The following is a 14193-nucleotide window of genomic DNA, read 5'->3' on the forward strand; positions in this document are numbered from 1 at the left end:
AAACGAGCGAAGCGACTTACGAAGTAATCCAGCCATCAGACTGGCATTTTTCTGGGTCCCCGCCTGCGCGGGGATGACTTGCTCCTTATGCAATACGCACATCTCAACAGTTTCTTAAGGCCTTGCCCTAGTGGAGGCGCAGCATCAGCAGGGACGCGATCACCGTAATCGCCGTCACGATCCAGAAGCGGACGGCGATCTTGGCTTCGTGTACCCCCATCGCTTCGAAGTGATGATGGATGGGCGCCATCCGAAACACCCTCTTGCCGGTTCCCGTTTTCCGTCGTGTGTACTTGAAGTAGCTCGTCTGAATGACGACGGACAGCGTCTCGATGAAGTAGATCGAGCAGAGCAGAGGGAGCAGCAGCTCGATGCGGATCATTAAAGCGAGGGCGCCAACCGCGGCGCCCAGAGCCAGCGAACCCGTATCGCCCATGAAGACCGATGCCGGGTAGCCGTTGTGCCAGAGAAAACCGAAGCAGGCGGCGGCCATGGCGATGGCAAAAACGACCAGTTCGCTGGCGCCGCGGAGATAGATGATGTTGAGAAACTCGGCGAAGTCGACGCGGCCGGCGCTGTAAACGAGGGCCGAAAGCCCGAGGCCAACAATGGCCGTGACGCCGGCGGCCAGCCCATCCAGCCCGTCCGTGAGATTGACGGCGTTCGAGACGGCGGTAACGATAAACACCGCGACGGGGATATAGACGATCCAGCCGAGATCGAGATCGAGGTTGGTGCCGAGCCATTCCTGGAAAAACGCGTAGTCGAACCGTACCGAATCCACAAAAGGGATGAAGGGGAGGTAGGTCTGTGCGCGGACTTCCTGAAACAGCGGGTGGAAGTAGAGCACGGCGCCGAGGATGATGCCTATGCTCACCTGCCCGATGAGTTTGATCCGCGCCGGCAGCCCGCTTTTGTCGCGCTTCACCACCTTGATGTAGTCGTCCGCAAACCCGAATGCCCCCATCCAGGCGGTGACGAGGAGGATGAGCCAGACGTACACCTGCCCGATGGCGCCCCAGAGCAGCGTGGCGCCGAGGACAGAGATCAGGATGATGACGCCCCCCATGGTGGGGGTGCCGGCTTTATGCGAGTGGTCAACCGCGCCGGCGCGGACGCCTTCCCGCACCTGCTCGCCGATCTGCCGCTTGCGCAACCAGGCGATGATGTGGCGTCCCGCGTACAGCGAAATGATCAGCGCCGTTATGGCCGCCAGCGCCGCCCGGTTGTTGATAAACCGGATCGCCTGGAAGCCCGGTGGCTGGTACAGTTGCTCCAGATAATCAATGAGGTAATACAGCATAGTTCACGTTGCACGTTTCATGGCCCAAACCATTTCCTCGCTTCTTCGCGATCGTCGAACGGATATTTCTGGACGCCGACAACCTGATACGGCTCATGGCCTTTGCCGGCGATCAGGATCACATCGCCCAGCTCGCTTCGGGCCGCGGCGATCGCGATGGCCTCGCGGCGGTCCACCACCCAGAGGACGTCGGCCGGCCGGCTCATGCCGCGGCGAATATCGTTGAGAATGACCTCGGGGTCCTCGGTGCGGGGGTTGTCGCTCGTGACGACAACCCGGTCGGCATTGGCTTCGGCGATGCTCCCCATGATCCGGCGTTTGTCCCGGTCGCGATCGCCGCCGCAGCCAAAAAGGCACCAGAGGCGAGCGCCCACCGGCATCACCTCCCGAACCGCGCGGAGGATATTCTCCAGCGCATCCGGGGTGTGGGCGTAGTCGACGACAACGGTGCGTCGCCGGCTTACGTGCAGGTACTCGAACCGCCCGGGCACGGGCCGCGCCTCGCTCAGGGCGTTCAGCACGTCGGAGGCGGCGTAGCCCATCGACCGGCCGGCGGCGTACGCGGCGGCCAGGTTGTAGGCGTTGAAGGCGCCGACGAGCCGAAACGCGCGGTCGGCCCCATCGAGCCGGAGGCGTAACCCGTCGAGCCGGCTCTCGCGGATCTCGAAGCGGATGTCGGCTCCCTCGTGGCGGCCGTAGGAGAGGCGTCGGGCGCGGGTGTCGGCCACCATGGGAAGGCCGCTCGGGTCATCTGCGTTATAGATGGCGCCGGCGGCCGGGGAAAGGCCGTCGAAAAGCCTCTTTTTGGCGTCGCGGTAGGCTTCCATCGTCCCGTGATAATCGAGATGATCACGCGTCAGATTCGTAAAGATGCCTGCCTCGAAGGTGAGTCCGCGCACCCGCTCTTGCATGAGCGCGTGGGAGGACACCTCCATACTCGCCGCCGTGCAGCCCTCGTCCACCATGCGCCTGAACAGGCGGTTGATGTCGAGCACATCGGGGGTGGTGTGGGATGCTTCCATCACTTCGGTCCCGATGCGGTACTCGATGGTGCTCAGGAGTCCGGTTTTGTGGCCGAACGCTTCCAGCATGTGATGCAGCAGGAAGGCGGTCGTCGTTTTGCCATTCGTGCCCGTCACGCCCACGAGCCGGAGGCTCCGGGTGGGGTTGTCGTAGAAGCAGGCGGCCAGTTCCGCCAGGGCGGCGCGGGCGTCGCCCACCTGTACGAAGGCGATGCCGGGAAAGCGCTCGCGCACTTGCTCCGGCATCGCCTCGCACACGATGGCAATGGCTCCGTTTAAAACAGTCTTTTCAATGAACAGATGCCCGTCGGTCTGGCCGCCCTTGACGGCGACAAACAGTCCTCCAGGCCCGACCTTCCGGCTGTCGTTGGCCAGATGGTCGATCGGTATATCTGTTGTATGTCCCAGCTGCTGCTGGACCAGCCCCGCGCTTGCGAGGCGTTGTATCAACTCGTGTAACACAATCATCATGCGCTCCCGTTGGCTTCGCCGGCGGCACTAGTGGGCCGGCGGCGACGGCCGGCGCATCATCGGCAACGAACCACCGCCACCGATGGCAGCGGTTGACCCGCGGCCGGCGACTGGCTGACGACCATGCCGTCTCCCTCGATGCGTATGGTAACCCCCAGCGCATCAAGCCAGCGCACGGCCTGCCGCAGGCTCAAGCCCGCGAGATCGGGCATCCGCGAAACAGCGTAAGCCGTATCAGCCTCCGCCGTGCGCAGGGTGGCGCGTGTACCGGAAAACGCCGTCTCGCCCGGTGCCGGCGACTGCTCACCGACGGTTCGGAACAGGTGGTCGTCATCCGTTTCCCGCACCGCGAATCCCGCCGAAATCATACGTGTTGCAGCGATAGCGGCCGGCAAGCCGACCACCTGCGGCGCATAACGCACTTCCTCTCGGGGCGGATACGTTACCGCTACCAGCTGCTCGGCCAGATCCGGCTTTGACCCGACCCATCGCCGCGCGATGCGTTGAAAGATCGGCGCCGTGATGACGCCGCTATCCCCGCGTTTTTTCGGCTCCGCGAGCATCAGCAAAATGGCCACCTCCGGCTTGTCTGCCGGGAAAAAGCCGACGTACGAGACGCGGTGTAACTGGTCGTCGTACGATCCATCCACCAGGACGCGCGCTGTGCCGGTTTTGCCAGCGATGCGCAGACCCTCGATGTGGGCGTACCGGGCGGTCCCGGTTTCGACGACGTCTTCAAACGCCGGCAGCAGCGCCTTCGCCGTCTTCCGTGAAAAGGCGCGCCGGATCGAATCGGGCTCGGCTTTCCACAGCAGCCGGCCTTCGATGTCGCGCCGCTCGGCGACGACGTACGGTTTCACCAACACGCCGCCGTTGGCGAGAGCGCTATAGGCGGACAGGATCTGGATCGGCGTGACGTCCACTTCATAGCCGATGCTGATCGACGTCTGGGACGTTCCACTCCATGCGCGGGGCTTTTTCAAGAAGCCATCCACCTCACCCGGCAGATCCACCCAGGTACGCTGCCCGAATCCCATGTTGCGCGCGTACTGGTAAAACACGCCGCGGTCGAGCCGCGTCGCCGTCTTCCCGATGGCGATGTTGCTGGACTTGGCGATGGCCTCGGCGAAGGTGATGGTGCCGTAGCCGTGAATGTCGTGCAGCGGCCGACCATCGACGATGGCGAATCCGTTCCCCGTCTCGATCGAATCCGTCAGCGCGATCGCACCCTGCTCTACCGCGGCGACAGCCGTTACGAGCTTAAACGTCGACCCCGGCTCGACACGGTCCGTTATCGCGCGATTACGGCGCGCCGCCTCGCCGAAGAGGTGCGCCCGGTTCGGATCGTACGTGGGCACGTTCGCCATCCCCAGGATGGCCCCGTCGAACGGGTTCATCGCGATGGCCGTCCCCCAGGTGGCCCCGGTAGCCTCGACGCCGGCGGCCAGCTCTTCATGGAGAATCGACTGAAGGACGAGGTCTAGCGTAAGCACGAGGTTCTCGCCATCGTGCGGCTCGACCACGGCGCCATCGACATCCGCCCGGATCCGGCCCAAGCGGTCGCGCTGGAACATGCGCTGGCCGGCCGTCCCCTGGAGGTGGGCGTTGTACTGCAACTCGAGCCCATCCAGCCCCTGCCCATCGCTCCCGACATGCCCGAGCACATGCGCCACCGACGCGCCGTGGTTATACCGCCGGCTATAGGCCGGGGTCAGGACCAGGCCGGGCACGCCCCATGTTTCGAGACGCTCTTTCTGCTCCTCGGCCAGATTCCGCGTGAGCACCGCGTATTTCGGGCTCGATCGGGACGAGACCGCCCGCCGAAAATCACCGGCCGGCCGGCCGGTGAGCTGCGACAATTTGTCAAAGAACGAATCCGCGATGTCGGACGTGAAGCCCTCGACGGTAGGGTCGATCGCAAGCTGGTAGTTTGCCGTGTTCACCACCAGCGCACGCCCTTCGCGATCGTAGATGCTGCCCCGCATGGCGGGTATCGGGACGGCCGCGCTGGCCTGCCGTTCGCCGGCATCGCCCAATTCCGCGCTATCGGTCACATAGATCCAGATCAGCCTGCCCGCGATAAACACAGGCAGCACACCGAGCAGCACCAGCACGAGGTACATACGCAGCTGTATGTTTTCTCTGGCTCCCATGCGTCTACAGCGTAGCTTTTAAGGCGATGAAGACCCCGATCACTCCGGCTGCTGCCAGGTGATCGCGGGCCCGTACATGATATCTTCTTCGAGGCCGAGCGCACGCGCACGCTCGTATATGGCGGCCGGGCCCGTCATCTGATCCAGCACACCATGAAATCGGTTCACTTTTAACTCCAGCCGCAACTGTTCCTTCTTGGCGCGCTCCACCATGGACAGCACCTCCTGCGTGGCGTATACATGCCGCACATAGAGACCCAGCGCAAGGCCTATCCCCACGATGACCAGGGCGAAGTGGACCGTGGATACCTGACCCAGGAACGAGTTGGCTCCCGAATGCGCGTTTCGCGGGAGCATCCGTTCGTTGCCCACGGCCAGATCACTCCATCCCGGCAGGGTATCCACCCCGTCGGCCATCGAATCGGCGATCCACTGAGAAACGGGCTGCCGCGAACGCACCTGGGGAGGGGCCTGGTGTAGGGGCGTGCGCGCCGGCCGTTTCCGGCGCTCCGGCCGGATATGTGTCGTGCTCGTGCTGCTCATAGGAAATGATCGCCCCGAAGGACAATCGATACAGCGTTACATAGTTAGATGCGTTCTGCAAGGCGCAAGCGTGCGCTACGGGCTCGTGGATTGGCGGCGATCTCGGCGTCGTCCGGCGCCACCGCCTGACGGGTGACCGGTCGCCAGGGCGACTCGGTATTGCCGTAAAGGTCGCGATGGACCTCCCCTTCCAGATTGCCGGCGCGCATGTAGCGCTTAACCCGACGATCCTCCAGGGAGTGGTAGCTAATGATGGCCAGGCGTCCGCCCGGCCGGATATACCTCGTGGCGGCCTCGAGCACCCGTTCGAGCACGCCCAGCTCATCGTTTACCGCGATCCGGATCCCCTGAAACACGCGGGCGAGCGTCTTCTGCTCATCCCGAGAGGGAACACCCGACCGCACCAGATCGGCCAGTTGGCGCGTTGTCTCCACCGGTCTCGACGCCACGATGCGACGCGCCAGCGGACTGGCGCGCGGCTCCTCGCCGTACGCCCGCAACACCCGGCGCAACTCGGCCTCGTCCCAGCGATTGACCACCTCGTCCGCCGTTAGCGGCGCGCGGTCGTCCATCCGCATGTCCAGCCGGCCGTCGCCGCGGTGACTGAATCCGCGCACCGGCGTATCCAGCTGGTGCGAAGACACTCCGAGATCGAGCAACAGGCCATCGATCGTTGACAGGCCCGCCGCGTCCAGCAACATCCCGAGGTTTCCAAAATTACCCCGGAGTAGCCGAAGCCGGCCGGCCGCCATAGCCGCATGCAAGCGAACCCCTACGGCTTCGAGCGCGTCGGCATCCTGATCGATCCCGACCACGCGCCCCCCTTCATCGAGGGCATCCAGTAGAGCCGCCGCATGGCCGCCCCCACCGAGTGTGGCGTCGACATACACGCCGCGCCAATCGGTCACAAGCCCCTGTACAACAGCATCACAAAGAACAGGCGCGTGGTACGCCGAAGCATAACGAAGCCATGCACCGGAGCGACGTTGCGCTCCCTTATCGTCCGCATCCGGCATGACGCCACCCGACCCCGTCACGGCGATCCCATGACACGCTCCGCCAGGTTCTGGTAGTCATCCACATGCGTCCCGGCATAGGATTCAAAATTCGCAGGGTCCCAGATTTCGATGTGATCCAGCGAGCCGATGATCAGGGCGCTCCCGCCCGGCGTGATGCCGGCAAACTCCAGCAGCGGCCGGGCAATGGCGATCCGGCCCTGGCCATCCAGCGCCATCTCGTCCGCCCACATCAGAATCGTGCGCAAAAAATCGCGCGACTCCTTGTTGTACATGTTCAGCTCGCGCATCTCCACCTCCATCCGCACCCAGTGATCCAACGGGTAGAGAAATACACACTTCTCAAAGCCCCGCGTAATCGTAAAGGTGTTCTTGGCTTCCGGGCTCAGGGCCGCACGCATCTTGGCCGGTATCGCTACCCGCCCCTTTGCGTCAACCGAATATGCAGCCTGTCCTTTGAAGCCGGCCATGATCGCTCACGTGTTACCTGAAGTGGCGCCACACAACACCTTTATCTACTGGGCTGGTTCCCCACTATTCCCCACAATTCCCGCAATCTACCAAATTTGAAGTGAAGATCAAGTTATTGTTGGGGTAAAACATGTGGCTTTCGAAAAAAAAGTGCATATCTAACCATTAGAAATGATCAAAATACATGTTAAGATATATGATTATTGTTCATGTATCACATGAGATCACGAGCGGGGAATCGTGGGGAACGCCTGACATCCTCTTACCCACAAGCACACTGCCTGAAGGGATACTCGCCTCATCGCAGTCGCTTTTCAGAAAGAAAATGCGCCGCTTCAAAAAAAGGTGGGGAAAGGTGGGGAATTGAGGTAGGCCGAGGGGGGGTTACCGCCGGCGCTCGTATTGCCGCTGCCGATCCCGGAACGCGCGTCGTTGCGCGTCGGTCAGCAGGGGCGCGCAGCGAGGGCACGAGACGCCCTCCTCGAACAGCTCCGACACGCGGTCGGCTTCGGCCAGGGGCCGGCCACATCCTTTGCAGGCGTCATACGCACCGGGCGTGAGGCCGTGACGCACCGAGACGCGTTCGTCGAACACAAAACACTCACCCTCCCACAGGCTATGCTCGGGAGCCACGGTCTCCAAATAATGGAGGATGCCACCCTGAAGGTGGTAGACTTCCGAGAATCCCTGTTCCACCAGATAGGCCGTAGCCTTTTCGCACCGGATGCCCCCCGTGCAGAACAGCGCCAGCTTGCGATCGCGCGCGGGATCGAGGCGGGCGCTGACGTACGCGGGAAAGTCGCTGAACGACTCCGTCCCGGGGTCTTCGGCGCCGCGAAAGGTGCCGATCTCTACTTCATAGACGTTCCGGGTATCGATGACCCGCACATCAGGGTCGGCGATAAGCGCATTCCATTCCGCCGGCTCGACATACACACCCGGCCGCGTAGGATCCACGCCGGAGACGCCGATCGATATGAGTTCCTTCTTCGCCCGGACTCGGAGCCGCTTGAAGGGAATCGCCGGCGCCACCGACTCGCGCGGCTCCAGATCGGCCAGGCGTGGATCGCTTCGAAGGTGATCCACCACGGCGTCGATGCCGGCCCGGCTGCCGGCAAGGGTCCCATTGATGCCCTCACCCGCCAGGAGCAGTGTGCCCCGCACGCCGGCTTCCATGCATATCGCCAGCAACGGCGCCCGCATCGCCCGATAGTCGGGCAATGCCACGAATCGGTACAGCGCCGCTACGACGATGTCGGACCCGCTGCCAGGGTGTCCATCATGTGCCATGCTTCAACATAACGGCGGACACGGTATAACGTGTCCCTTCGGGGTTGCGCGTCATTTCGGCGGACATCATACTTTGGCGGCCGCCAGTTTGCTGCTTTTGCCACCGCGACGTGGGCGCGGGGATTCGATCATGTCGCGCTCTTTCGCATACGCCGCGCAGGCTTCGACAAACGAGGCGAAGAGCGGGTGCGGCTGGCCGACGGTCGACCGGTATTCAGGATGGAATTGCACGCCCAGAAACCAGCGTTTTTCCGGCAGCTCGATGATCTCCACGAGGTCGCGGTCCAGGTTCATCCCCGTGAACTGCATGCCGCGCTCGAGAAGTTTATACCGCAGGACGTTGTTCACCTCATAGCGGTGGCGATGGCGCTCCCGGCTGGCGGAGGTTCCATAGATGGTACGCGCGCGCGATCCTTCCACGAGTGAACAATCGTACGCCCCCAGCCGCATCGTGCCGCCCATGTTCATGATCTTCTTCTGCTCTTCCATCATATCGATCACGGGGTGGAGGGTGTCCTTCTGGAACTCGGTCGAGTGGGCATCCTCCCACCCGCATACATTACGCGCAAACTCGATGACCGCGCATTGCATACCGAGGCAGATTCCAAAAAAGGGCAGGTCGTGCTCGCGGGCATACCGTACGGCCACCAACTTCCCTTCGATGCCGCGATCTCCGAAGCCGGGGGCCACAAGCAGGCCGGCGACATCGGACAGCGCCGCGGCCACGTTGTCCGCCGTCAGATCGTCGGACAGGATGTACTTCACCTCCACCTGAACGCCGTTCGCCACGCCGGCCAGGATGAAGCTTTCGGAAATCGATTTATACGCGTCCTGGTGGACGACATATTTGCCGACCAACCCGATCCGCACCTTGGCGACGGGGTTCTTGAGCCGGCGCAAAAAGTCGTTCCACGCATCCAGCCCATCGACCGTATCCGGCGCCTGATCCAGCCCGAAATGCAGCCGCTCCAGCACGATCTCGGCCAGCTGCTGCTCCTTGAGGAGGAGCGGCACTTCGTAGATGGACTCGGCGTCCCTGGCAACGATCACCGCGCGGGGCTCGACATTGCAGAACTGGGCGATCTTGCGTCGCAGGTCCAGGTCCAGCGGATGCTCCGACCGGCACACCAGGAGATCGGGCTGGAGACCATGTGACAGGAGGATCTTCACCGAATGCTGGGTCGGCTTGGTCTTCAACTCGCCGGCCGCCTGCAAGTACGGCACCAGGGTGAGGTGCACGTTCAGCGTGTTCTCGCTGCCGAGCTCGTAACGCAACTGCCGGATCGCCTCCAGGTAGGGCTCGCTCTCGATATCCCCCACCGTCCCGCCGATCTCGGTGATCACGACGTCGTAGTCGCCCGTCTCGCCGAGCTTGCGCATCCAGTGTTTGATCTCGTCGATGATGTGCGGCACCACCTGGACCGTCTTGCCCAGATAATAGCCGGCGCGCTCCTTGGTGATCACCTCGAGGTAGATGCGCCCGGTGGTGACGTTGTTCGCCTGGCTGGTCGATCGCCCCAGAAACCGCTCGTAATGCCCGAGGTCCAGGTCGGTCTCCGCCCCGTCGTCCGTCACGTACACCTCCCCGTGTTCGTACGGGTTCATGGTGCCGGGATCGACATTGATGTAGGGGTCGAATTTCTGGATCGTGACCCGCAGGCCGCGCGCCTCGAGCAACCGACCGAGAGAGGCAGCAAAAATCCCTTTGCCCAGCGAGGAGGTCACCCCACCGGTTACGAAGATATACTTGGTGTGCACGACTGGAATGTGATTCGGGTGGATATACAGCGAGCCGGACGCCGGACCGGGGGACTACACGCCGGCGGGCACACAAGAGATGCCCGACCAACATACAAATCGACGCATCCAAAATCGACAGGGACGGGGAAATTGGTTTAAGGTTCAAGGTTCGGGGTTCCAGGCGTCGGCACCACACTACCTTGAACCTTACACATCGAACCTTAAACCCTTTCCGCCACCACGATGACGCCCGTGCCGGCCGGATTCGACCGGCGCACGTCGATGACGTGCAGCACGAGGCCGATGGGCAACACGGGGGTGTAATAGAAGGGCAACAACACGATAAACAGCCGGCTCCACCCCAGCAGCTTCATCGGATATTTGATCATCAGCCGCCAGGCGATCGATCCGAACGCGCCGTACGTGTAAAACCCCTCGACGGGCGTCAGCCCGGCGTCCGCCAGCTTGCCTTTCAGCTCGGCCATGTTGTAGCCGTCGCGCACGTGCTCCCCGATGAAGCTGGATGCCTCGCCAACGCCGGCGTCGGACCCGCCCAGGTCGGAGGGGGTATTGATAAGCACCAGCCCGCCCGGGGCCAGGGCTCGCGCAAAATGCCGAAAAACGGCGCGGTCGTCCTCTATGTGCTCCATCACATCGACGGAGAGGATGACATCGAACGGGCCTTCCGCCTTTAAATCCGTCAGATCCTCATACGCCGTATCGACCCGGCTGGCGTACCGGGTCTGATCGATGAACCGCCGCAAATTGGCCAGGTAGTCGCGCTTGACATCGACGGCCAGGACGTGCGCTTTCGGAAACGTGCGGACAAAAAAGTGGGCATATTGCCCGAACCCCGTGCCGGCATCCAGCACCCGCAGCGCCTCGCCCCGACGCGACCCCAGCCGCCGGCGCAACGTGCGATGGACGTGCCAGGCCCGCAAAAAGAACAGGTCCAGCAGCGCGTAAAAACTACGCTGGAGCAGCGGGCGCCGGCAAAAAAAACGGCCCAGTGAGTCCTTGATCGGATCGTAGTCCAAGAAGTCGTTACAGGTTACAGGTTCAAGGAGCCGGGACTTCAGGCAGGGGCCGACGCACACTCATCCCAAGAGGCGCGCCAGCGCCTCATACAGCCGATCCCAGCTGTATTTCGTTTTTTCCATGCGGACGCCGGCCGTGAGGCGATCCGCCCAATCTTCCTCAAAAAACCGGACGATGGCCCGTGCGAGGGCCTCCGGGTCGTTGGGTGGAACGACGAAGCCTGCGCGCTCGTGGGGCACCACTTCGGCCAGTCCGCCGACATCGGTGACGATCAGCGGCTTCTCGAAATGGAAGGCGATCTGCGCGACGCCGCTCTGGGTGGCCGAACGGTAGGGCTGGACGACGACATCGGCGGCGCCGAAGTAGGCCGGCACGGCGTCGACCGGAATATACGCCATGTCTAATCGCACGTGCCGTTCGAGCGCATGGCTTCGGACAAATTCGAACGCCTCGTCCATCGGCTCGTAGCTCTCGCCGGCCACCACGAGGCACACGTCGGGCAAGCGTTCCAGCACCGCCGGCATGCTCGCCAGGAGGACATCGAGGCCTTTGTACTTCCGGATGAACCCAAAAAAAAGGAGCACGGGGGCGTCCAATGACAGGCCGAGATGCCGGCGAGCTTCGGCGGTCGGAAGCGCGGCGCCGAACAGGTCGTACGTCGGATGTTCGATCCGTTCGATGGGCGCCGAGGCACCCAGCGCGCGTACGTCGCGCTCGACGGCGGCGGACATGACAAGAAAGCCGTCGCACGACGCCAGGAACAGCCGGCTCAGCCAGCGATCTCCCGGATGCCGCTCGTGCGGGAGCATATTATGGAGGATGGCCACGGTTCGAATCCGCCGGCGGCGCAGCGCCCGGGCGATGGCCGCGAACGCGACCGCAAAAAACGGCATCCAGTAGGCGATGACGACCAGATCCGGGGTAATCGCGGCGATTCGACGCGCCGTATTTCGCCAGCTGAGCGGGTTCAGGGTGTCGATCAGGCGAAGCGCCTCGAAGGGAGCCGGCGCACCCGGGGCCTCAAACTGCGAGTGGCCGGGAAACAGGAAGGCGGGGTACTGCCGGCGAAACGTAACCACGGTGACTTCGTGCCCCGCGGCGGTCAGGTCCCGGTACATTTTCTCCGCGAAGTGGGCGATGCCGCCCCGGTACGGGAACGCCGGCCCGAGCAGCACGATACGTGTTGAGGGATCGAGCGGCATGCGCGCGTTACACCCTCTCGAGCAGGCGGGGCTCCATCGCCTCGATCACCTGATAAGTCGAGGTGTCCTCCATCCGGGGCCCGATGATCATCTCGCCCAGGAGACCGGTCGTAAACATTTGTGTGCCCAGTAGGATGAGCATCACACCGAGCAACAGCAGCGGCCGATCACCGATCGGGTGGCCCTGGAAGATCTTATCGATCGAGATCCAGAGACTGATCAAAAATCCACCGACAAACGCCATCGTGCCGATCGAACCAAAAAAGTGCATGGGACGGGCGGCGAACCGGGTGATAAACAGCACCGTGATGAGATCCAGGAAACCCCGGATATAGCGCTCCAGCCCAAACTTCGTGCGGCCGTACTTGCGTTCATGGTGGCGCACCGACTTCTCGGTGATCCGGGTGTAACCCTCCCACTTCGCCAAGAGTGGGATGTAGCGGTGCAGTTCGCCATAAACGCGGACGTTCTTGACCACCTCGCGCCGATACGCCTTGAGCCCACAGTTGAAGTCGTGCAAATCCAGCCCGGACATCTTCCGGGTGATCATATTAAAGAACCTGCTGGGGATGGTTTTGTTGAGCGGATCTTTGCGGACCTGTTTCCAGCCACTCACCAGATCGTACCCTTCCATCAGCATATCCACCAGCGCAGGCACCTCCGCAGGGTCGTCCTGGAGGTCGGCATCCATCGTCACCACGAACCGCCCCCTGGCGCGCTCGAAGCCCACCGCCAGCGCCGCGGATTTGCCGTAGTTCCGCCGGAACCGAATGCCGGCGAACCGGGCATCTTTCGCGTGGAGCTCACGAATGATCCGCCAGGAATCGTCCTTCGAGCCATCATCCACCAGCCAGACCTCAAACGAATAGCCGGCCTGCTCGCACATCCCCCGAAGGGCCGACGCGAGCTCGGGAAGAGACTCCTCCTCCTCGTAAACCGGCACGACGATACTGAGGTCGGGTTGCATGGGTGGGTAATGGTTACAGGTTGGTAGGTTACAGGTTACAGGCTGGTAGATTACAGATTAAAAACGGCAACCTGTACCCTGCCAACGTGCAACTTGCCAACCTGTAACTTGCCAACCTTCAAACATCGATAGTGGCGTATTTCGCGTTCCGCTCGATGAACTTCCGGCGGGGCTCGACGGCGTCGCCCATGAGGGTGCTGAAGATGCGGTCGACGGCGGCGGCGTCTTCGATCGTCACGAGCTGGAGCATACGCGTTTCGGGATTCATGGTCGTATCCCAGAGCTGCTCGGGGTTCATTTCACCCAGGCCTTTGTACCGCTGGATGACGACCTTGCTGCGGTTTTCCACGCCGTATTCTGCGATGTACCCCTGGAGCTGCTCGTCGGTCCAGGCGTAGCGTTCGTCCTTGCCGCGCTTGATCTTGTAGAGCGGAGGCATGGCCACATAGACAAAGCCGGCCTCGAACAGCGGCAGCATATGGCGGTAAAGCAGGGTGAGCAGGAGCGTACGGATGTGGGCGCCGTCAACATCGGCGTCCGTCATGATGATGATCTTGTGGTAGCGCACCTTGTTGGCATCGAACACTTCGTCCGACGCGGCCAGGCCGGTGCCAAACGCCGTCACGATATTCCGGATTTCCTCGTTCTCGAGGATGCGGTCCAACCGCGCTTTCTCCACATTCAGGATCTTGCCGCGCAGCGGAAGAATCGCCTGGAAGTGGCGATCGCGCGCCTGCTTGGCGGAACCGCCGGCGGAGTCGCCCTCGACAAGGTAGAGCTCGCACTCGCGCGGATCCTTGGACGAGCAGTCGGCCAGCTTCCCCGGCAGGCCGCCGCCGCCGAAGACGCTTTTGCGCTGAACCAGTTCGCGGGCGCGGCGCGCCGCGGCGCGGGCCTGCGCGGCCAGCACCACCTTGTCGACGATCCGACGTGCTTCGCGCGGATGATCCTCCAGCCACTGCGCCAGCTTCTCGTTG

General features: G+C 62.7%; 12 protein-coding genes. All 12 read right to left on the reverse strand.

Features of this window, described 5'->3' with window-relative positions; translation table 11 throughout:
- Positions 1–127: 127 nt before the first annotated feature.
- A complete protein-coding gene (gene mraY / locus SH809_11575; protein MDZ4700338.1) occupies positions 128–1303 on the reverse strand; it encodes a phospho-N-acetylmuramoyl-pentapeptide-transferase in 1176 nt (391 codons plus the stop codon).
- Between the two features lie 17 nt (positions 1304–1320).
- Positions 1321–2796, reverse strand: coding sequence for a UDP-N-acetylmuramoyl-L-alanyl-D-glutamate--2,6-diaminopimelate ligase (locus SH809_11580; GenBank protein ID MDZ4700339.1), 1476 nt, complete (start codon positions 2794–2796; stop codon positions 1321–1323).
- A 56-nt stretch (positions 2797–2852) separates the two neighbouring features.
- Positions 2853–4949: a penicillin-binding transpeptidase domain-containing protein gene (locus SH809_11585; GenBank protein ID MDZ4700340.1), complete on the reverse strand. Its 2097-nt coding sequence runs from the start codon at positions 4947–4949 to the stop codon at positions 2853–2855.
- A gap of 39 nt (positions 4950–4988) precedes the next feature.
- Entirely contained in the window at positions 4989–5492 is a 504-nt protein-coding gene (locus SH809_11590; protein MDZ4700341.1) for a hypothetical protein, read from the reverse strand.
- 44 nt (positions 5493–5536) lie between these two features.
- Positions 5537–6508, reverse strand: a complete 972-nt coding sequence (gene rsmH, locus SH809_11595) for a 16S rRNA (cytosine(1402)-N(4))-methyltransferase RsmH (GenBank protein MDZ4700342.1) — start codon at positions 6506–6508, stop codon at positions 5537–5539.
- A gap of 17 nt (positions 6509–6525) precedes the next feature.
- Positions 6526–6978, reverse strand: a complete 453-nt coding sequence (gene mraZ / locus SH809_11600; protein MDZ4700343.1) for a division/cell wall cluster transcriptional repressor MraZ — start codon at positions 6976–6978, stop codon at positions 6526–6528.
- Positions 6979–7363: 385 nt separating this feature from the next.
- The gene (locus SH809_11605; protein MDZ4700344.1) at positions 7364–8269 is read right to left on the reverse strand and encodes a rhodanese-related sulfurtransferase; all 906 of its coding nucleotides are present in this window, start codon (positions 8267–8269) and stop codon (positions 7364–7366) included.
- A 66-nt stretch (positions 8270–8335) separates the two neighbouring features.
- On the reverse strand, positions 8336–10027 hold the full coding sequence (locus SH809_11610) for a CTP synthase (GenBank protein MDZ4700345.1): 1692 nt from the start codon (positions 10025–10027) through the stop codon (positions 8336–8338).
- A 203-nt stretch (positions 10028–10230) separates the two neighbouring features.
- Positions 10231–11046: a class I SAM-dependent methyltransferase gene (locus SH809_11615; protein ID MDZ4700346.1), complete on the reverse strand. Its 816-nt coding sequence runs from the start codon at positions 11044–11046 to the stop codon at positions 10231–10233.
- A gap of 60 nt (positions 11047–11106) precedes the next feature.
- Complete coding sequence (locus SH809_11620) at positions 11107–12249, reverse strand: glycosyltransferase (GenBank protein MDZ4700347.1); 1143 nt, start codon at positions 12247–12249, stop codon at positions 11107–11109.
- Between the two features lie 7 nt (positions 12250–12256).
- Complete coding sequence (locus SH809_11625; protein MDZ4700348.1) at positions 12257–13216, reverse strand: glycosyltransferase family 2 protein; 960 nt, start codon at positions 13214–13216, stop codon at positions 12257–12259.
- 118 nt (positions 13217–13334) lie between these two features.
- On the reverse strand, positions 13335–14193 hold an 859-nt coding region (locus SH809_11630; GenBank protein ID MDZ4700349.1), incomplete at its 5' end, for a toprim domain-containing protein.

This window comes from Rhodothermales bacterium (assembly GCA_034439735.1).
Taxonomy (GTDB): Bacteria; Bacteroidota; Rhodothermia; order Rhodothermales; family JAHQVL01; genus JAWKNW01.